The sequence below is a fragment of the Arthrobacter sp. Alg241-R88 genome, from assembly GCF_900537115.1.
Lineage (GTDB): Bacteria > Actinomycetota > Actinomycetes > Actinomycetales > Micrococcaceae > Arthrobacter.
The window spans coordinates 25379-44590 of record NZ_UNRG01000014.1; the positions used below are offsets into that span (position 1 = coordinate 25379).

Sequence of the window (19212 nt, forward strand, 5' to 3'; positions counted from 1 at the left end):
AAACCGCCTCCACGTCCGCATACATGGACAAAAACTCCATGGGTAGGGGTTCAGCCGGCCAGCCAGATGTCCGGGCCGAAGACCTCGTAGTGGATTCGGGTGGCCGGGATGCCGGCGTTGATTGCCTCGTTGCGGATGTTCTTCATAAAGGGCAGCGGGCCGCAGAGGTAGAGGGACGCATCGGCCGGCAGGTCCACTTCGCGCAGGGACATGAAGCCTTCCTTCGCTCCCGCCTCCGGCTGTTCCAGCCACAGCTGCAGCTCGGCACCGTCCAGGCGCTCGACGTCGTCGGTCATCTGGCTGCGCAGGGCCCAGCTTTCCAGGGTGCTCTCGGCGTGAAGTACCAGCACCTGCCGTTCGGACCCGGAATCAGCCAGGGAACGCAGGATTGATGCGGTGGGCGTGCAGCCGATGCCGGCGGACGCGAGCACCACCGGACGGTCGCCATCCTTGAGGGTGATCTCGCCGTACGGATTGGAGATTTCCAGGATGTCTCCCACCTGCACGTTGTTGTGGAGCACGGGCGAGACGTCGCCGCCGTCGTCCAGCTTGGTAGTGAAGCTGCGGGTGGTGCCCGCCTCGCCCGAAAGGGAGTATTGGCGGACCTGGCGAAGGCCTTCCGGCAGGATTACTTTCACACTGATGTACTGGCCGGGAAGCGCCTGCGTCACGGGGGTCTCGTCGGCGGGCTCGAGGGCGAAGGTCATAGATCCGGCCCCCGCGGGAGTTTTCGCAGCTACCCGCCATGGCGTCCACATCATGCTGTTGGCCTGCCCTGCGTACAGCGCCTTCTCGAGTTTGATCAACGCGTCCGCCATGAGCCAGTACACCTCTGTCCAGGCTTCCGCGATTTCGGGTGTGATGACCTCTGCCAAGTCTTCCGCAACGGCCGCGAACAGGTGCTCGTAGACCACCTGGTACTGCGGTTCGGTGATGCCCAGGGAGGCGTGCCGGTGCGCGATGCGCGAAAGGACAGTCTCGGGGAGGGTGCCCGGGTTGTTGACGAGGTGCGTGGCAAAGGCCGCAATGCTTCCTGCCAGGGCCTGCTGCTGGTTGCCGGAGCGTTGGTTCGAGCGGCTGAACAGGCCGTCCAGGAGTTCGGGGTGCGCGGCGAACAGCCGTTGGTAAAACTTGGGCGTAATTTCGCTGATGCGTGAACCAACAAGCGGCAACGTGGCTTCGATGACAGGGCGGGATTTGTCCGAGAGCATAGGAACTCCTGAGGTAGGGACCGGGGCCTTCGCCCGGCCTTTCTGAATACCCGCATTCGCAATGCTTGTATTCATATCCCAAGTTCTACACGCTGTAGAAGTTGCGATCAAATCTTAGGATTGCCCTGGCCGTCCCGTTGCTGAGGAGGCAGCTTGCGCAGGGCTAAAGCCCGGGGCGCAGTCCGATCATTTCGAAGACCGGAGTCATCTGCCGGGAGGCCGGCAGATTAGCGATTACTACCCCGTCGAGCTCGCGGTAGAAGGACTCGCGGGCGCGGGACAGGGCAGCGCGGAGCTTGCACTCGTTGATGAGGGGGCAGTTGCCGCTGGGGGCGACGCATTCCGCCGCATCCGTTCGGGTGTCGAGTTGCCGAAGAATTTGACCGACGGTGGCACTCCGGCCACCATGGCTTAGCCGGGAACCGCCCGTCCGGCCCCGCTCCACCTCGATCAACCCCAGGTTGCGCAGTTTGGCCATCGCCTTGCTGACATGGTTGTAGGGCGTTCCCACCGTATCGGCAATGTTTTGCGTGGTAAGCAGGGTGCCGTCAGGCGCAGCCGCAAGCACCATGAGGGCCCGCAGGCTCACGTCGGCAAAAGCATTGATTTTCATGGCGGGGGCCGGTCTAGTCCACCCAGATAACGGGCTCGCTGGCGTCAGCCGCAAGCTCGCCGAACTCCCACGTCCGGGTGACGGCGTCGGCGGAGTAGGGCAAAACGGCGGCGAATACCGGGCCTTCGCGGTGCTCGGTGGCCACATGGATCGCGTCCGAGTCCTCCTCCACCAGCAGAATGTCACAAACCACCGCAGCGGCGCGAAAGTCCTCCCGGTTCTGGCGCAGCAGGGCGGTGAGGTCACTGATCATCGCATCGGCATCAAAGTCGCCGTCGGAACCTTCCCGGGCATCCGCCGGGGAAACGGCGACCAAGCGGACCTCGCCGTCGTTTTGCACAGTCAGGGCGAAGGGCAGGAAGCCGCCATTGCGCTGGAGCTGCTCCTGTGCGGCGCTGATGCCCGTTCCTAGAAGGTTCTCAAGGTCCGTGGCCGTGCTCTCGGGAACGGTGTCGCGCCAGGAGGCTTGCCCGCCTGTCCCTGCTCCCGAGCCGAATGCGCTCTCTTCAGCCATGCGTGGACTAGGCCCGGACGATCGACAGGACGCGGTCCCGGATCCGCTCCATTGTTGTGCGGTCCGTAGCCTCAGCGTTGAGCCGGAGGAACGGCTCGGTATTGGACGGGCGCAGGTTGAACCAGTAGCTGCCGTCATTGGCGGTAAACGTGCTGCCGTCCATCCCGTCGATGGTGAGGTCTTCGTCGGCAAAAGCCAGGCGGACGCGCTCGACTGCTGCGGCCTTGTCCTCCACTTCGGAGTTGATCTCGCCGGACGACACGTAGGGCTCGTACTCGCGGCCCAGTTCCGAAAGCGGACCGTCCTGCTCGCCCAGGGCAGCCAGGACGTGCATTGCCGCCAGCATGCCGGTGTCTGCGTTCCAGAAGTCACGGAAGTAGAAGTGGGCTGAGTGTTCTCCGCCGAACACCGCCCCTTCCTTCGCCATGACTGCCTTGATGAAGGAGTGGCCAACCCGCGTACGGACAGCCCTGCCGCCGTCGTGTTCCACGAGTTCGGGCACGGCACGCGAAGTGAGGAGGTTGTGGATGATGGTGGGGGTGGCTTCTCCCTGCGCTTTGGCGCGGGCAATTTCGCGGCGGGCAACCATCCCGGTGATGGCCGACGGCGAGACCGGCTCGCCCTTCTCGTCGATGACAAAGCAGCGGTCAGCGTCGCCGTCGAACGCCAGGCCGATGTCCGCACCGTGCTGGAGCACTGCAGCCTGCAGGTCGCGGAGGTTCTCCGGCTCAAGCGGGTTGGCGGGATGGTTTGGGAAGGAGCCATCCAGCTCGAAGTACAGGGGAACGATGTCCAGGGGCAGTTTGGGGAGCAGGGCGTCGCCCAGGACTGCCGGGGTGGTGAGGCCGGCCATGCCGTTGCCTGCGTCCACTACCACCTTCAACGGACGTGTTCCGGAGAGGTCCACCAGCTTGCGGAGGTACTCGGAGTAGTCCTTGAGCACGTCGCGGACGCTGACCTGGCCGCGCTTTTCCGCCGCTGGAATGGAGCCGGTGTTCAGGTACTGCTCGGCCAGGGCCTGGATGTCCTTGAGGCCTGACTCCGAGGAGATGGGCACGGCCCCGGCCTTGGACATTTTGATGCCGTTGTAGCCTGCAGGGTTGTGGCTGGCGGTGAACGTGGCACCTGCACGGTTCAGGTAACCGCAGGCGAAGTACAGTTCGTCAGTGGAAATCAGGTCCAGGAGCTCAACGTCGGCGCCACGGGCGGTTGCGCCGCTGGCGAAAGCCTTGGTGAACTCCGGGGAGGAAGGGCGCATGTCGCCGCCCACCAGGATTGTCTGGCCCTGGAGCTGGAGGATGTCCACGAACGCGGCCCCCACGGCTTCAACGATTTCGGCGGTGATGGACTCGCCCACGATGCCCCGGACGTCGTACGCCTTGAAGGATGCCGAAAGGTCGAAAGTCGTTGTCTGTTCGCTAGTCACGGGATTTATCTTACGTGGACGGCGGAAGTGGCTGTGGAGGACGGGTTGGCAAGCGCGCTATGTGACGGCTGTTCCGGCGACCATGCGCGTTTTGTATCCCTGCCGTATCCCTGACGTATCCACGGAGGGGCGGCGTTTGGAGCCGCGTGTCAGGGGCGGCTGGGATACTGAATCAATGGTCGATAACCAGCACTCCACAGCAACCGCAGAGCCAGCCGGAGGCTCCGCCTCCAACTCCGCAACCCACCACCAGGCACTGGAGGTGCTGCGCGAGCTTGTGGGACACCCCGGGGCTGCCTTCCATGAGGGGCAGTTTGAAGCCATTGAAGCGCTGGTCGACGGCGGCAGGCGGGCCTTGGTGGTCCAGCGCACGGGCTGGGGCAAATCGGCCGTCTATTTTGTGGCGTCCCTGCTGTTGCGCCGCCGCGGCGCCGGGCCCACGCTTATCGTTTCGCCGCTGCTGGCCCTGATGCGGGACCAGGTGGCTGCCGCTGCCAGGGCAGGGGTGCGTGCCGTCGCCATCAACTCCGCCAACCAGCTGGAATGGGACGCGGTCCGTGAGCAGCTAGCCAGTGACCAGGTGGACGTGCTGCTGGTCTCCCCGGAGCGGCTCACCAACCCGGCCTTCCGGGAAACCCAGCTGCCGGAGCTCATCCGGCGCACCGGCCTGCTGGTTATTGACGAGGCCCACTGCATCTCGGACTGGGGCCACGACTTCCGCCCTGACTACCGGCGGATCGCGGACTTGATCACCCAACTGCCGGATAACGTTCCGGTCCTCGCTACCACCGCCACGGCAAACTCCCGGGTGGTGCACGACATCGAAGAGCAGCTTGGAGACGGGGTCCTCACCATCCGTGGTTCCCTGGGGCGTGACTCCCTGCGGATGGGCGTCCTGTCCTTGCCGGACTCGAAGCAGCGGCTGGGCTGGCTCCTGACGCATCTGGCCGACCTGCCCGGAAGCGGCATCATCTATACCTTGACTGTGTCGGCGGCGGAAGACACCGCGCGGCTCCTCGCCGAAGCCGGGCATGACGTACTGGCCTATACCGGCCGCACCGATCCCGCAGACAGGGAACGCGCCGAGCAGCTGCTAAAGGACAACCAGGTCAAGGCGCTGGTGGCCACTTCGGCCCTGGGCATGGGCTTCGACAAACCTGACCTGGGCTTTGTGGTCCACCTTGGGGCGCCGTCTTCCCCGGTGGCCTACTACCAGCAGGTGGGCCGTGCCGGCCGAGGCGCCGCCAATGCCGACGTCCTGTTGCTTCCCGGCTCGGAGGACCGCGACATCTGGCAGTATTTCGCCACCGCGTCCATGCCCTCCGAAGAGAAAGCAGCGGCCGTCCTCACTGCCTTGGCTGAAGCCGGCACCGCACTCTCCACGGTGGCCCTGGAAGCGCGGGTTGACCTCCGCCGCACCCCGCTGGAACTGCTGCTTAAAGTCCTGTCCGTTGACGGCGCAGTGGAACGGGTGGGAGGCGGATGGCGGGCCACGGGCCAGCCGTGGGTTTACGACGCGGAGCGGTACAGCCGGATCGCTGAGGCGCGCGTGGACGAGCAGGACTCTATGGTGATCTACCAGGACACCGCCGGATGCCGGATGGAATACATCACCTCCGTCCTCGACGACGAAACCGCGCAGGCCTGCGGCCGGTGCGACAACTGCGCAGGGCGCTGGTTCCCGGCAGACATAGCGGAAACCGCCACGGAGGCTGCCGGCCAGACCCTCAGCAGGGCAGGTGGGGTCCTGGAAGCCAGGCTCCAGTGGCCCAGCGGCATGGACCGCCTTGGCGTGCCGGTCAAGGGGAAGCTCAAGCCGGGGGAAGGGCTCGCCGAAGGGCGCGTTTTGGCCAGGCTGACGGACCTTGGCTGGGGTGGCGCCTTGCGCGCGCTGTTTGCGGCCGGCGCCGAAGACCAGCCCGTGGATCCGGCCATGCTGCAGGCCTGCGTGCAGGTCTTGCGGGAGTGGGGTGCCGGCGACGCCCGCAATCCTGGCTGGAGCGGAGTCGGCCGGCCTGCCGCGATAGTAAGCATTCCGGCGCGGAGCAAGCCCGAGCTGGTGGGTTCCCTGGCCAGGGGAATCTCCGAGATCGGGCGCATTCCCTACCTTGGGGAGATGCAGCTCGCGCATGGTGGTCCCACCGGAGGCCGCGGCGGCAACAGCGCCTACCGGCTGGCCGGCGTGTGGGAGCGGCTGGTGGTGGGTCCTGAGCTCCAAGCTGCGCTGGCCGCTGTGCAGGGCCAGCCCGTGATGCTGATCGATGACCTGGCAGACAGCCGCTGGACACTCACGGTTGCTGGCCGGGCACTGAGGCAGGCCGGGGCGGGAGCTGTCCTTCCGTTGGTCCTTGCCCAGGCCGGGTGAGCCCAGGCGGGGTGAAACCAGGCCGGGTGAAAACCAACGCGAGCCGGTTTGCAGCCTGATCAGCCAGGGCAGCGGGCTTATGGCCGGTCAGGAGTGCGCTTCAGGGAGGGAGTGCCAGTGGTCGGGCCCATGTAACCGGCTTCAGCCTGGCAGGGCCGGGGGATGGGAGCCTAGACCCGCTGGGCGTTGCGCTGGCTGACTTCCGCACCGGCATGCCGTGGCAGGAACAGGCTGTCTGCCGTGCTGGCCAGCATCAGCACTGCCATGGCGAGAAAGGCGCCGCGGAAGGGTCCGGCGGCGTCGTCAGGAAATGTGCCCAGGCCGTCAAAGAGCCGGATCAGTAAGGCTCCCACAGCGATGCCTGCGGCAGCGGCCAGTTGGACCAGGGTGGCAGAGACCGTGTTCGCCGAGGTGAGCTGTGCCGGTGCGATGTCGGCGTACTGAACCGACGCGTAGGCCGAGAAACCGATGGAGCGAAAGGCTCCACTGCAGACCAACAGGGCGAAAGTCAGCGGCTCGGGCGTCTCCGGCGTGAGCAGGGCGCAAAGCACAAAAGTAGCCGCAGAGGCAACCGACGCAAAGACGAGCACCGCTTTGAAGCCGAACCGTCGAATCAGGGGAGTTGTAGCGGGCTTGATGCCGATGTTGCCGATGAACACAGCGGCCACCATGGCCCCGGCGTGCAGCGGGGTCCAACCGAACCCGGCTTGGAACATCAGGGGCAGCAGGAAAGGGACCAAACTGATGGTCAACCGGTAAGCGAACCCGCCGGTGGCCATGGCCCGGAACGTCCGGGTGCTGAAAACCCCGAGGTCAAAGAGCGGATAGCGAACCCGCCGCATCCACAGCACGGCACAGGCGACAGCAACCGCGCCTGCTCCTGCACTCAGGGCGGCCCAGGGAGCGGGGTGGGTGCTCACCAATTCGAGGCCCCCCACCAGGGCCCCCACGCCGAGCGTCGTGAGGAACAGCCCCAGCCAGTCCAGCCGCCGCCCCCGGTCGCCTGCCGCTGCCGGGACCAGTCGGAGTGCGGCCAGGAATGCAGCGGCACCCAGCGGGAGGTTGATCAGGAAGATCCAGTGCCAGGACAAATAGGTCGTGAGGGCCCCGCCCACCAACGGAGCGAGGACCGGTGCCAGGAGGCCGGGCCACACAAGGAACGCCGTAGCGCGAAGGAGTTCCGCTTTCGGCGTCCCGCGAAGGACCAAAAGAGTTCCGACGGGAACCATCATGGCCCCGCCAAGCCCCTGCATGATCCTGCTGAGGGTGAGCGCGGTAAGGTCCTGGCTCAGCGAGCAGGCCAAGGATGCCAAGGTGAAGATCGCGATGGCAAGGCAAAACACAAGCCGGGCGCCAAACCGTTCAGCCAGCCAACCGCTCAGCGGGATGCCCATGGCAACGGTCAGCAGGTATGCCGTCATCGTGATGTTCACGTCTGCGGGGGGAACCCTGAAGTCGTCAGCGATGTTGGGGATGGCCGTGGTGAGGACGGTGCCGTCCAGGAACTCCATAAAGAAGGTCGCGGCCACCAGCAATGCCAGCCGGGGACTCCAGGCCTGCGTGCTGCCTGGCGTCTCATCCACCGTGTCGCTTGCTGCCATCCGTTCATCATTCCACCGCCGCGGGATCCCGGGATGCATCTGTCCGCACCGCGGACGGGGAGGGCAGCCGGGGCAGCAAGCAGCACCATCGGCGGGTACGCAAAAGGCCCCGGTCCAGGACCGGGGCCAAACGCGGAGACGGGGGGATTTGAACCCCCGGTGGAGTTGTGCCCCACACTTCATTAGCAGTGAAGCCCATTCGGCCGCTCTGGCACGTCTCCAATTGCTATTCCTAGCCCACCAAGGATACGCAGAACGTGGCACGCAGTGCAAAACGGGCCGCAAGACCCTTCAAAGTGCCCGCGGGGATCGCCCGCCGGCTACGAACGCGGGACCTGCCCGGGCCGCACCAACCTGATTTCGCGCAGGTTCTCCCAGTCGGGGATCACGTCCGCCGCGCCGTCGGGTGTGAAGCCGAAATGGCTGTAGAAGCCAATCGCACGCCCGTTCTCAGCAGCCACCCACAGGCTTGCCGCGCTGTCGCCCAGTGCTGCCTCCAGGAGCCGGCGCCCCAGTCCCAGCCCCTGGTGCGATGCCAACAGGTAGAGTCCCCACAATTCCAGGGCCCCGGACGAGGGCGGCCCTGCTGAATGCCAGGAGTCGCCGGAAGGCACACGCCGGATACCCGCGAACCCCTCGATCACGCCGTCGTCGCAGGCCACCCAGGCGTCCGCAGGCTCCGTGCTCTCCAAGAGGTGGCGCCACAGCGGCAGGCGGTTATCGGGAGTCTGTGACGCCAGGAACCCCTCGGACAGCATGCCGCGGTACGTCTCCTGCCAGCAGCGGACGTGGACCTCCGCCAGCCGCTCCACGTCAGTCCGCGCGGCCCGCCGCACGGCCAGGGACACCGCTACGCCGTCCCGCCCGCCAGCGCCTTCCAGAGGAAGTGCTGGCTTCGGGCCTGCAGCGCTGCCGCCTGCCGGTTGTCGGACGCTCCGGCGTGTCCGCCCTCAAGGGCCTCGTGGAACCAGACATTCGGGATGCCCATGGCCAGCATGCGGGCAGCCATCTTGCGGGCCTGCACCGGTCCCACGCGGTCGTCGGAGGTGGCCGTCCAAATGAACGTCTCCGGGTAATCAACCCCATCCTTGAGCAGGTGGTACGGCGAAAACGTCCTGATGTACTCCCACTGCTCCGGCACATCCGGGTCACCGTATTCGGCGATCCACGAATGGCCGGCGGACAGCTTGGTGTAACGGCGCATATCAAGCAGCGGCACGCCGCAGGAGATTGCCCCGAACAGCTCGGGGTACTGCGTGAGCATGTTTCCCACCAGGAGTCCGCCATTGGACCCGCCCACACAGCCCAGCCGCTCCGGCGAGGTGACACCGCGGGAGATCAGGTGCCGGGCCACGGCCGCGAAGTCCTGGTAAGCCTTGTGCCGGTTCTCCTGCAGGGCTGCCCTGTGCCACCCCGGACCGTATTCGCCGCCGCCGCGGATGTTGGCCACCACGTACACACCGCCCCTGGAGTGGGATGCTTCCCCATTGGTGCCGGCGGTAGTGGAAGTCCGGCGTTCCAGCCAGGCCCTGCCCACAGTGCCGCTGTAGGCCGGAGTGCGGGAAACCTCAAAACCGCCATAGCCCGAGAGCTGGGTGGGGTTCTGCCCGTCCAGCGGGAGGTCCCGGGAGGCGACCTGGAAGTAGGGAACCCGGGTTCCGTCGTCGGAAACGGCGAAGTGCTGCTGCACTTCATAGTTTTCGTCGGCAAAGAACGACGGCGAGGCCTTGACTGTCTCGTGCCGGCTCACCACCCCGGGCGTCCCCGCTACGGCACGCTCCAACGTGCCCCGCATCAGCGTGCTGGGGGTGGTGAAGCCCGTGGCGACGAGCCAGAAGTCGTCACCCGCGCCGCCGTCGGCTTCGTCCTCATCGTCCACCGCGTAGGCGTTGACGTCGTGCAGCGGCGGGCAGGCATCCAGGAGGGTAGACTCCCAGGCTCCGTTGGCGTCACCCGTTGGCCGCGACGGGTCGAGAACACGGATCTCGGAGGAAACGTCCTTCAGCAGGTTGAGCAGCAGGAAGTTCCGGGTCCAGCTCCAGGACTGCAGCGAGGTGTAGGCGTCCGGAGTGAACAGCACTGCCACGTCGCGCACACCGGCCAGGTAGTCCTCAAACCGGGCGGCCAGGAGCGATCCCGCCGGATAGGTTGACCCGTTCAGCACCCAATCCTGCTGGGGACGGAACAGCAGCCATTCCCGGTGCGCGCTGACGTTGACGTCGGTGGGGACGTCGATGAACGTCCAGGAACCGTCGCGCAGTACGGAATTGCTCCTGTTGTAGAAGTCGATGTAGTCAACCGCGAAGGTCCTCTCGAACCCCGGTGTGGAGTCGTGGGCCACCACTGCCATCATGTGGTTCTCCGGCACCTCGAACAGGCGGGGCGCTTCGGCCAGCGAGGCGCCGCGCTTAAGGGTGACGGCAGTCCGGGCATAGGACGAAGCCGTCCTCGGAAGCCCCTCTGCGGTGGAGGCCACCAGCAGCGTGTCCGCATCCAGCCACGACACGTTCCCCTTCGCCGTCGGCAGGTCAAAGCCGCCCCGCGCGGGGTCCACGAACGTCCGGGATTCCACATCGAACTCCCGGTAGCGGTTGGCGTCGCCGCCGTCAGGTGAAAGCGCCAGCAGCGCCAGACGGTAAGGCGCACCTGGCGCAGGGCGGAGGAAGGTTGCCCCGTGGAAGACCCATTCTTCGCCCTCTGCGGCGGACAGGGCGTCGACGTCCAGCAGGACATCCCAGACCGGGGTATCAGTGCAGTAGCTCTCCCACGAAGTGCGGCGCCACAGGCCCTTGGGGTTCTGCTGGTCCTTCCAGAAGTTGTAATACCAGTCACCGCGCTTGCCCACCATGGCGATCCTGTCCGTGGAGTCCAGCACCTCAAGGATCTTGCCCTCGAGTTCCACGTAGTCGGCGTCCTCCAGCAGGTCCTCCGTGCGTGAATTCTGTTCCTTCACCCAGGCCAGTTGCTGCTCGCCGTAAATCTCCTCGAGCCAGGCATTCTCGTCAATGGGCTCGGGCGCGATGCCCGAGGGCGCGATGCCCGAGGGCGCGGTGCCGGTGGTATCGCCGGAGGCGGGCGCTGGATCAGCTGCAGTGGTGGTCATGCGCCCCATCCAAACAACATCCGCGGACGGCTGGCAAGTCAAGTGTTCAGCGCGGACTTTGTTTCAGCCCGTACTCTGGATGCCGTGGAAAAAACGCAGAGCATCCGGACCGCCATTGTTGGGGCGGGTCCCCGCGGCACCAGTGTCCTGGAACGCCTGCTTGCCCGCACCGCCGCGTTGACCGCGGCCGGCCCTGGCCCGGTGCGGCTCCACATCGACGTCATTGATCCCTATCCGGCAGGTCCGGGCCACGTGTGGCAGCCAGGGCAGTCGCGGCTGTTCCTGATGAACACGCAGTCCTTCTATCCCACCCTGATCCCGGAGGACCCCGCCCTGGCGCCGCCGGTCGCCGGCACCACCTTCGACCGGTGGCGGGCCCGGCAGCAGAAGGACCCTGCCCCGTCCCTGAGCGAAGAAGAACTGGCGGAACTTGCGGTCCTGACCGCCAGCGATTTCCCCAGCCGTGCACTCTACGGCCGGTACCTCCGCAGCACGGTGGAGGAGCTGATGCGGAATTTACCCGACGGCGTCACCATCGACTTCCACGAAACGTCCGCCCTGTCGGTGCGCCCCTCAGGTGACGGAACGTTCGACGTCGGCCTGGCCACCGGGGCAACGATCCGCACCGGATCCGTAGTGCTGGCGCTCGGCCACATCCCGTCCCGGCTGAATCCTGAACAGCGTGAGCTGCAGTCTTCGGCCGAGCAGTTGGGCCTTCGGTATTTTCCTCCTGCGGTGCCGGCGGACGTGGACTGGTCCCTGATTCCGTCCGGGGAACCTGTGCTGGTCCGCGGTATGGGACTGAACTTCTTCGACACCATGGGCCAGCTGACCGAGGGCCGCGGCGGGAAGTTCATCAGCAACGGGACGGTGCTCCGTTACGAGCCCTCAGGCCAGGAACCGCGCATCATTGCTGCCTCCCGGCGGGGAACGCCGTATCGGGCCAAAGCCGCGCTGAACGGCTACTACCCGGCATCCGTGACCCTGCGCTACTTCACCGAGGCTGCGCTGGAACGCTTCAAGAAGGCGGGTATCCGCCCTGCATTCGACCATGATCTCTGGCCCCTCCTGCACCGCGATGCGCTCTGGGCCTACTACTCCACCCTGGTGCGCTCGCAGCCCAATGCCGTGCCTGATTCGCCCGCCTTCCTCGAGGCATTGGACGAGGCACTCCACCCGCACGCACACAGTGCCGCGAACTGGGAGGACAGCGTAGAGAGCGTCCTCGCTGTCCACGTTGGGCCCCGGCACCGGCTGGATCTTCCGGGGCTCGCTGCGCCGCTGGCGGGCCGGTCCTTCGGGTCGCGGGCCGAGCTCGACGCCGCTATCGTGGAGTACCTGCTGGACGATGCGCGCCGCTCCGCCCTGGGCGAGGATGACCCGGTGAAGATGGCCATCGGTGCCCTCCACCATGGCCGCGCGGTGCTGAAGACAGCTGTAGCCGACGGCGGCATCACCGATGAATCCTGGGTCGCGGGACTGCGTGGCTGGTTCGAGTCGTTTGTGGAAGGACTGGCCAGCGGGCCTCCTGCGCTGCGCTCCGAACAGCTCGCGGCGCTGGCGAGGGCAGGAGTGGTCAGTTTCGTGGGGCCGGACCCCAAGTTCGGGGTGGACCGCAGGAACGGTGTCTTCACTGCCTTCTCGCCATGGGTGGACGATGAACCGGTGGCAGCACGGACCATGGTGGAGGCGCTGGCTCCCGGCAACAGAGTCTCCGCCAACGATTCGCCGGTATTGGAGCAGCTGCTGGCCGACGGCCTGGTGCGGCCACGCCTCATGATGTCGGTGGAGGGTGCCCCTGTGCAGTCCACCGGCCTGGATGTTGAGCCGCACCCTTACCGCCCGCTGGCAGCGAACGGTTCCGTGACGGAAGGCCTCTACGTGCTGGGACTGCAGCTCTCCTCCACCCAGTGGGGCACCGCCATTGCGGCCGAAGCCGTCCAGTCCGGCGGACCGAACTACCGCAGCGGCCAGCGCACGCTACGCGACGCCGACGAGATCGCCGGCGCCATCCTCGGGCTCTAGCAAACCCCAACGCTCTCTCAGTTGATGCGCCTTAAACCCCAACGCTCTCTCACTCGATGTGCCTTAAACCCCAACGCTCTCTCACCCAGTTGAACTGGTCCCCGATGGTTGGACTGGCTAAATGGGATTCTAGGCCGCGAGGGTCTGGGCCCGGTATTGCACCGGGCTCATACCCTTGAGTTTGGTTGAGATTCTTTCGTTGTTGTACCAGTGGATGTACTCGTTCAGGGCTGTTGCCAGGGCATCGGTGCTAAGGAATCGGACGTGGTGGAAGAGCTCTTCCTTGAGATGTCCGAAGAAGTTCTCCATGACTGCGTTGTCATAGCAGTTGCCCTTGCGGGACATCGACTGGGCGGCGCCGGCATCGTTGAGAAGGATCCGCCATGAGGCGTGTTGGTATTGGACGCCTTGGTCCGAATGCACCAGGGGCCGCTGCCCCGGCTCAAGACAGGCGAGGGCACCGCGGAGCGAACTGTTGGTCAGCTCCAGGTTCGGCGAGCTGCCAACGGAATAGGAGATGATCTGCCGGTTGAAGAGGTCCATGACCGGGGAGAGATAGAGCTTCCGGTCCCCGACGCGGAACTCCGTCACGTCCGTCACCCACTTCTGGTTCGGCGCATCAGCATCAAACTTCCGGTTCAGCAGGTTCGGGGCAATAGCGCCCTGCTCGCCTTGGTAAGAGTTATAGCGCTTCCTTCGCCGGACCCTGCAGAACAGCTGAAGTGAGCGCATCAGTTTCAGCACGGTCTTCTTCGCAACCGCCCACCCTTGCCGGGTTAGCTCGCTGTGGATCCGGCGGTGGCCGTAGCGGCCATGGTTTGTCGTGAAGATCTCAGTGACCGCGGCCTTGAATGCTTCCTTCGGATCTGGAGACCGGAGCCGGGCCTGTTGGTAAGAGAACGTGGAGCGAGCCAGACCCGAGACCAGCAGCAGGACCGGGAGGGGGAAGTCAGCCTTGAGGGCAATGAGGGCTTGAACCTTCACTGTCGTTCCTGAGCCCTCAAGGCCCGCAATTTTCCCAGATACGCCACCTCCGCGCGCAGCCGTTCGTTCTCCCGGCGCAACCGTTCCAGTTCGGTTAATTCGGCCCGTGGAAGTGGAGCTGAGGACTTCGCCGGCCTGCCTTTGGCCTTGGGACGCAATGCCTCCGGACCATCACGGCGATACGCCCGGACCCACTTTTGCAGCAACTGGCGCGAGGACAAGCCAGCCTCTACAGCCAGGTCCGGGCCGGTCTCGCCCGCGAGGAACCGTTCCACTAAGGCCAGCTTGAACTCGAACGAGTACGACTTTGCCGGTTTGCTCACCAGCACTCCTTGCCCATGAATCCTCCACCGCCCATACAGTGCCCTTACCGGCACACGAGGCGCATCAAGCAGCCGGGACGCTGCCCGATACCCGATGCCCTTCTCAAACCACGCTACCGCCGCCTCGCGCTGGACCTCAGATAACGAACTACGTGCACGCATAAAACTGCTCCCCGGAAGTCGGAACTGAAATTCTCAGTCCAACTTCCGGGGAGCAGTTCACAGTTCACTTGGGAGAGAGAGCGTTAGCGGAATACGCGCATTAAGTGAGAGAGCGTTGACGGCGGCTGCCGAAACCGGTCCCTTAGCCCCGGAGGCACACCTGGTACTGGAGCCAGGCTGCAGCGTAGCGGATCCAGTCCAGGACGTCGTACCACTTGGTCGGCTTCGTCGGCGGGGTACACACCGGCTCAACCGGAACGCTTGCCACCGTCACCTCAACGGTGACTGCGGTGCCGGATTCAGCTGCGGTGAGGACAAGGGTTCCTGTGCCGGCAGCGGCGCCCGAGGGAACGGGCAGGCTCACGTTCGCTGCGCCTGCTTCCACAGGCACGGATCCGAGCTGGGTCACCGTGCCGGCAGAGTCGGTGAATACGGCTGACAGGGTCTTGTTGACCGGGCTGCCGAGCGACGTCAGGTCCAGCTTGGACACTGCCAGCGTGATGGCCTCACCCGGCTTGACCTCGCCGGCGGTGGTGTTGGTGACGGCCACAGAGCGGCGGGCAAAGTCAGGCGAAACGGGGCTGCTCTCCTGCAGGTATCCGATCCAGGCGTCCCGGTCCACCAGGCCTGAGTCCTTGGTGTTGGACCCTTCAGTGAAAATCCGGAAGTTGTCGCCCCCGGTAGCCAGGAAGCTGAACGTACCCACCCGGTAGGACTTGGCCGGATCGAGCGCGGCCCCGTTCACCCGGACGGAGGTGATGCGGTCCCCGGCGGGCCGGGCTGCATCATAGGTGTAGTTCACGTTCTTGGACAGGCCGAGCTGGATGTAAGCCCGGCTGGGTACCGTGCCGTCCGGGTTGGTCTGCCACTGCTGCTCCAGCAGCGTCTTGAACTGGGCGCCGGTCAGGGACGTGGTCCACAGGTTGTTCACGAACGGCAGCACAGCGTTCGCCTCGGCATACGTGATAGTTCCGTCCGGGGCGTAGTAGAGCTCGTTCCGGAGTCCGCCGGCATTGACCACACCGATTTCGGCGCCGCCCAGTTCCGCCGGCTGCAGCGAATCCAGCAGGGAATCGGCCACCAGGTTGCCCAGTGTTGACTCGCTGCCGCGGTCATCACGTTTGGCAACACCCGCGGCGTCAGTGGTGAAGGCCGTCGTGATGTCCGCCGTGACAGCGCCAACCGGCTGGTTGCCCACGACGGCGGCATCCGCGAGTGCCTTCTTGACGATGGCGTCGACGGAGGCAACCCGCGGGAAGGCGGCGATCAGGTCAGCGGCGGGATCGGTGGTCCGCTTGACGTTGCCGGCCTTGTACGCCGTCACCTCCTTGGTGGCGGTGTCGACGGTGAGCTGGATCTGCCCCACATTCTCGCCGTAGTTGCCCGTCTGGACGATCGGGCGGGTCTTGCCTTCATCGCCCGGGACCGGGGCCTCCCAGGAGTACTCCTTGTGGGTGTGCCCGGTAAAGATCGCGTCGACGTCTGAAGAGGTCTGGGTGACCAGCTTCGCGAAGGGTCCGCCGGCGGCCACTTCCTCCTCCAAGGTGGCGCCTTCCACAGTTCCCGAACCCGCGCCGTCGTGGTTTTCCACGATGATGACGTCGGCAAGCTTCTCCGACGTGATGCGTGCCGCTGCCCGGTTGATGGCGTCCACCGGGTCGCCGAACTCAAGGTCGGCGATGCCGGCGGGGGTCACCAGGGAGGGAACCTCCTGGGTGACGGTGCCGATGACGGCCACCTTGATCCCGTTCATGTCCAGGACGGTGAACTCGGGGAGGACCGGTTCGGTGGTGCCCTTCTTGTAGACGTTGGCTCCCAGGTAGGGGAACTTCGCGTTGGCACCGCCGGCGACGACGCGGTCCCGCAGGTCCGCCCAGCCGCCGTCGAACTCATGGTTGCCCACGGCGGATGCCTGCAGCTCCAGGGCGTTCAGCACGTCGACAGTGGGCTGGTCTTTGGCGACGGCTGACGCAAACAGCGACGCCCCGATGTTGTCGCCGGCCGAGAGGAAAGCGGTGGCGCCGGGGGCGGCTGCGGCCCGGAGCTTCTCGATGGTGCCGGCAAACTGGACCGTGTTGGTGTCGATCCTGCCGTGGAAGTCATTGATGCCCAGGAAATTCAGGTCAACGGTGGCCGGTGCGGACGCCAGGTTCATGCCCACAATCACAGGGTCGTGGTCGCTGGCGCGGTACTGGTCCGGCGCGTAGTAGTCGGTGACATTGTTGTTGTAGCGGCTGTACTCCAGGGCTACGGATTCCACCGAGTTGATGTTCCAGATGTCGGCTCCGGTGACCGTGGCGTCTGCTGCCGGGGAAGCCAAAATGTGGTCCAGGGAGCCGACCATTCCGCCGAACAGGTAGGAGTGCTTGGCCGTGCCGTCGGCGTTGCGTGCCTTGTCGTCCTGGTTGACGTAACCCTCGGCCGTGAAGACGTTGATGGGGTCTTCCTTGGCGTACGCGTTGAAGTCGCCGATAAGGAAGACCTTGTCCGTGCCCTTGGACTGCTGCAGGGACTTAGTGAACCCCAGAAGGGACTTAGCCTGTGCTGTACGCGCCAGGTTGGACGCACCTTGTCCCTTGTCCGTGTCCTCCGGAGTGGCAGCGGAGCCCTTGGACTTGAAGTGGTTGGCGACGGCGATGAACTCTGTCCCGGCGCCGCCGCCCACTGGCTTGAAGACCTGGGCAAGCGGCTTGCGTGCGGTGGCGAATGCCACGGTGTCGTTGTGGATGATGGACTCACCCACAGGTTCTGCAACGGCCTTTTTGTAGATGAAGGCGGTGCGGATCATGTCCTCGTCGCTGAGCGGCGGCGCGTTGGCAGGCGAACGGACGTAGTCCCAGATACCCGGGGTCTGGACGTTCAGCGCATCCACCAGCTTGGCCAGGGCGTCATCCCGGTTCTTGCCGAACTGTGCGGAATTTTCGATCTCCATCAGCGTGACAACATCCGCGCCGGCCTTGGTGATGGCCGCGGCGATCTTGTCCTGCTGCCGTTCAAAGTTCTCAGCGTTGGCGGCGCCGCGGGCATCACAGCCGCCGCGGACAGTGATGGGGTTGCCGGCCCGGTCCTCGTAGAACGTGCAACCCGCCAAGGTGTCGCCTGTGGTGGGGAAGTAGTTGAGGACGTTGAAGGAGGCGAGCTTCAGGTTGCCTCCTACCGCGGCGGGAGCTTCAGTGCGGGTGGCACCGAACGTGGCGGGCTGTACCGTGGCCTTGTTGCCCTCCGTCAGGTGTGTCAGTGGCTGGAGCTTCCAGGCATCGTTGGCATAGCCGAGGACCACGTTGGTGGTGAACGTGACGGGGGATCCCACCCGTACCGGTTCAGTGGTGGTCAGGTAGGGCAGGACCTGCGCCTTCGTGGCCGCGTCCCTGAGGAAGTTGGTGCTGGAGCCGTCGTCGAGCTTGATGCCCCGGGCGGCATTTTCCGCCACAGTTGCCGTATGCTGGGCTGAGCCGTAGGGGGCGACGGCGGTGGGCTGGACCAGCGGAGTTGTTCCGCCGGCGAGGCCGATCTCACCGTACTGGTTCAGGGTGTAGTTGTCCGTCACCGTCAACGGGCCCTGGGGCGCCAGGAGCATGCCTTCCAGGGATTCACGGAAGGTCTCGTTGGCGGGCAGCGTGAAGGTGGTGGCCTTCACTTCGGGTGCCGGCTCTGTCAGCTTGGTGAGCCCTGCCGCTGCCGTAACGTTGAGCTGGGTCATGCCAAAATACTCGGCCACCGTGCCCGTGACCTGAACGTGGTCTCCGGCCTGGACCGAAGCCGCCGTTGCCGGGGAGTAGACAAAGATCCCGTCCGACGCCGCGTGGTTGGTTGCCGTCAGATCCCCGCCGGTTCCCGGGGTCTGCACGTAGTAGCCGTTGAGCCCCCCGGTGGGGAAGACTGCCGTGACCTTGCCCGTGGTGGTCACCGTGGACCCGGTCAGCGGGCTTTCGGTGCCCGTGCCCTGGATTTCCGCGATGGTCCGGATTGAAGGCGTGGGCGTGGGGTCAGGGGTTGGATCTGTGGGCTCCGGATCGGGCGTCGTGGTGCCACCCGCCGCCGTCGGGGTAATGCGGGCACTGAGCGAGAAGTCTGCGGAGTTGCTGTTGCTGTCCGCGCCGGCTTCGCGGTTCAGGCTTCTGACGTCGGTGTTGGCGGACGGAGCCTGGGCTGCCTGTGCTTCGAAAGTGTTCGAGGTGCCGTAGCCGAGGAGGTCGGCCACGCCGGCAGGCTCCACCTGGGAACCGGTGCCCAGCACGACGGCGGTGCGCTGCTTTGCAAGGATGAGTGTCCCGGCGCCGCCTGCGGGGTTGATGCCGGTGGCCACCAGGTCCGCTGCCGGCAGGTCTGCTCCGGCAGCGCCACCGTTATTGCTTCCTCCCTGGATGAGGTAATGCCCCTTGGCTGGGATGGAACCGGTCAGCGCAGCCACGCCGGTGGGGGCTGCGCTGCCTGAGGCGGAGCGGTACTGAACCGACCAGCCCTCCAGGGAAACCGGAGCGTCCGAGGAGTTGTACAGCTCAACGAATTTGTTTTTGTAGGCAGCTCCTTCGCTGCCACCGCTGAGATAGGCCTCGTTGATCACAACGGGCGAGGTTCCCGCCGCGGCTGAGACCTCCGCGACAGGGTCGGCAGCAGCAGGAAGCGCCGCCAAAGGAGCTATGAGCCCCGCCGACAGCGCTGTCCCCAGCGCTAATTTCCAAGGTGATTGATGCATCCGCTCTTACTTTCAGAAGGGTCTCCCCGGTAGGGGAGCCGATGGAAGGTGTCCAGGTTTTACCGACGGACAAGGGTCCGGATCCTGCTCCTGGTCAAGTGGTATCCGGCACATCACAACAGCGCTGAATGAACGCAAGGTTGATAGCGCGTGCATTCGGCAGGACGTTCCCCAGCGGAACGTCCCGCC

The 19212-nt window shown here is 65.4% G+C and carries 12 protein-coding genes and 1 tRNA gene; 2 read left to right on the top strand and 11 right to left on the bottom strand.

The features are described from left to right. Positions 1–50: 50 nt before the first annotated feature. From G6R19_RS19190 to G6R19_RS19205, 4 genes are all read right to left on the bottom strand, one after another. Positions 51–1211 carry a globin domain-containing protein gene (locus tag G6R19_RS19190; protein WP_163167940.1) on the bottom strand — a complete coding sequence of 387 codons (1161 nt, stop codon included), beginning with the start codon at positions 1209–1211 and terminating at the stop codon, positions 51–53. Positions 1212–1374: 163 nt separating this feature from the next. Then, positions 1375–1824 carry an Rrf2 family transcriptional regulator gene (locus G6R19_RS19195; RefSeq protein ID WP_163167941.1) on the bottom strand — a complete coding sequence of 150 codons (450 nt, stop codon included), beginning with the start codon at positions 1822–1824 and terminating at the stop codon, positions 1375–1377. Positions 1825–1837: 13 nt separating this feature from the next. Continuing rightward, positions 1838–2338, bottom strand: a complete 501-nt coding sequence (locus G6R19_RS19200; protein WP_163167942.1) for a hypothetical protein — start codon at positions 2336–2338, stop codon at positions 1838–1840. A gap of 7 nt (positions 2339–2345) precedes the next feature. Beyond that, on the bottom strand, positions 2346–3764 hold the full coding sequence (locus tag G6R19_RS19205; RefSeq protein ID WP_163167943.1) for a phosphomannomutase/phosphoglucomutase: 1419 nt from the start codon (positions 3762–3764) through the stop codon (positions 2346–2348). Between the two features lie 175 nt (positions 3765–3939). Here G6R19_RS19205 and G6R19_RS19210 point away from each other — a divergent pair, with 175 nt between their 5' ends. After that, positions 3940–6129: a RecQ family ATP-dependent DNA helicase gene (locus G6R19_RS19210; protein WP_163167944.1), complete on the top strand. Its 2190-nt coding sequence runs from the start codon at positions 3940–3942 to the stop codon at positions 6127–6129. A gap of 170 nt (positions 6130–6299) precedes the next feature. On the opposite strand, the gene G6R19_RS19215 is transcribed toward G6R19_RS19210, so the two are convergent. The 4 genes from G6R19_RS19215 to G6R19_RS19230 form a co-directional block, all read right to left on the bottom strand. Beyond that, on the bottom strand, positions 6300–7730 hold the full coding sequence (locus G6R19_RS19215) for an MFS transporter (RefSeq protein ID WP_163167945.1): 1431 nt from the start codon (positions 7728–7730) through the stop codon (positions 6300–6302). 133 nt (positions 7731–7863) lie between these two features. Then, positions 7864–7951 (bottom strand) — tRNA-Ser (locus G6R19_RS19220). Positions 7952–8050: 99 nt separating this feature from the next. After that, complete coding sequence (locus G6R19_RS19225; RefSeq protein WP_163167946.1) at positions 8051–8578, bottom strand: GNAT family N-acetyltransferase; 528 nt, start codon at positions 8576–8578, stop codon at positions 8051–8053. Positions 8579–8580: 2 nt separating this feature from the next. Beyond that, on the bottom strand, positions 8581–10833 hold the full coding sequence (locus tag G6R19_RS19230; RefSeq protein WP_163167947.1) for a prolyl oligopeptidase family serine peptidase: 2253 nt from the start codon (positions 10831–10833) through the stop codon (positions 8581–8583). An 84-nt stretch (positions 10834–10917) separates the two neighbouring features. Here G6R19_RS19230 and G6R19_RS19235 point away from each other — a divergent pair, with 84 nt between their 5' ends. After that, on the top strand, positions 10918–12858 hold the full coding sequence (locus tag G6R19_RS19235; RefSeq protein WP_163167948.1) for an FAD/NAD(P)-binding protein: 1941 nt from the start codon (positions 10918–10920) through the stop codon (positions 12856–12858). Positions 12859–12987: 129 nt separating this feature from the next. Here the strand turns inward: G6R19_RS19235 and G6R19_RS20295 are convergent, their stop codons facing one another. From G6R19_RS20295 to G6R19_RS19245, 3 genes are all read right to left on the bottom strand, one after another. Beyond that, a complete protein-coding gene (locus G6R19_RS20295; protein ID WP_205484634.1) occupies positions 12988–13842 on the bottom strand; it encodes an IS3 family transposase in 855 nt (284 codons plus the stop codon). Next, a complete protein-coding gene (locus G6R19_RS20300; protein WP_205484636.1) occupies positions 13839–14165 on the bottom strand; it encodes a helix-turn-helix domain-containing protein in 327 nt (108 codons plus the stop codon). The genes G6R19_RS20295 and G6R19_RS20300 overlap by 4 nt, the downstream gene beginning before the upstream one ends. 304 nt (positions 14166–14469) lie before the next feature. Then, a complete protein-coding gene (locus tag G6R19_RS19245; protein WP_163167949.1) occupies positions 14470–19023 on the bottom strand; it encodes an ExeM/NucH family extracellular endonuclease in 4554 nt (1517 codons plus the stop codon). Between the last annotated feature and the right edge of the window lie 189 nt (positions 19024–19212).

Excerpts from the sequence above, each read along its gene's own strand:
- G6R19_RS19230 (WP_163167947.1), bottom strand. The coding sequence starts at position 10,833 with ATGACCACCACTGCAGCTGATCCAGCGCCCGCCTCCGGCGATACCACC.
- G6R19_RS19190 (WP_163167940.1), bottom strand. The coding sequence starts at position 1,211 with ATGCTCTCGGACAAATCCCGCCCTGTCATCGAAGCCACGTTGCCGCTT.
- G6R19_RS19210 (WP_163167944.1), top strand. The coding sequence starts at position 3,940 with ATGGTCGATAACCAGCACTCCACAGCAACCGCAGAGCCAGCCGGAGGC.
- G6R19_RS19245 (WP_163167949.1), bottom strand. The coding sequence starts at position 19,023 with ATGCATCAATCACCTTGGAAATTAGCGCTGGGGACAGCGCTGTCGGCG.
- G6R19_RS19200 (WP_163167942.1), bottom strand. The coding sequence starts at position 2,338 with ATGGCTGAAGAGAGCGCATTCGGCTCGGGAGCAGGGACAGGCGGGCAA.
- G6R19_RS19215 (WP_163167945.1), bottom strand. The coding sequence starts at position 7,730 with ATGGCAGCAAGCGACACGGTGGATGAGACGCCAGGCAGCACGCAGGCC.
- G6R19_RS19195 (WP_163167941.1), bottom strand. The coding sequence starts at position 1,824 with ATGAAAATCAATGCTTTTGCCGACGTGAGCCTGCGGGCCCTCATGGTG.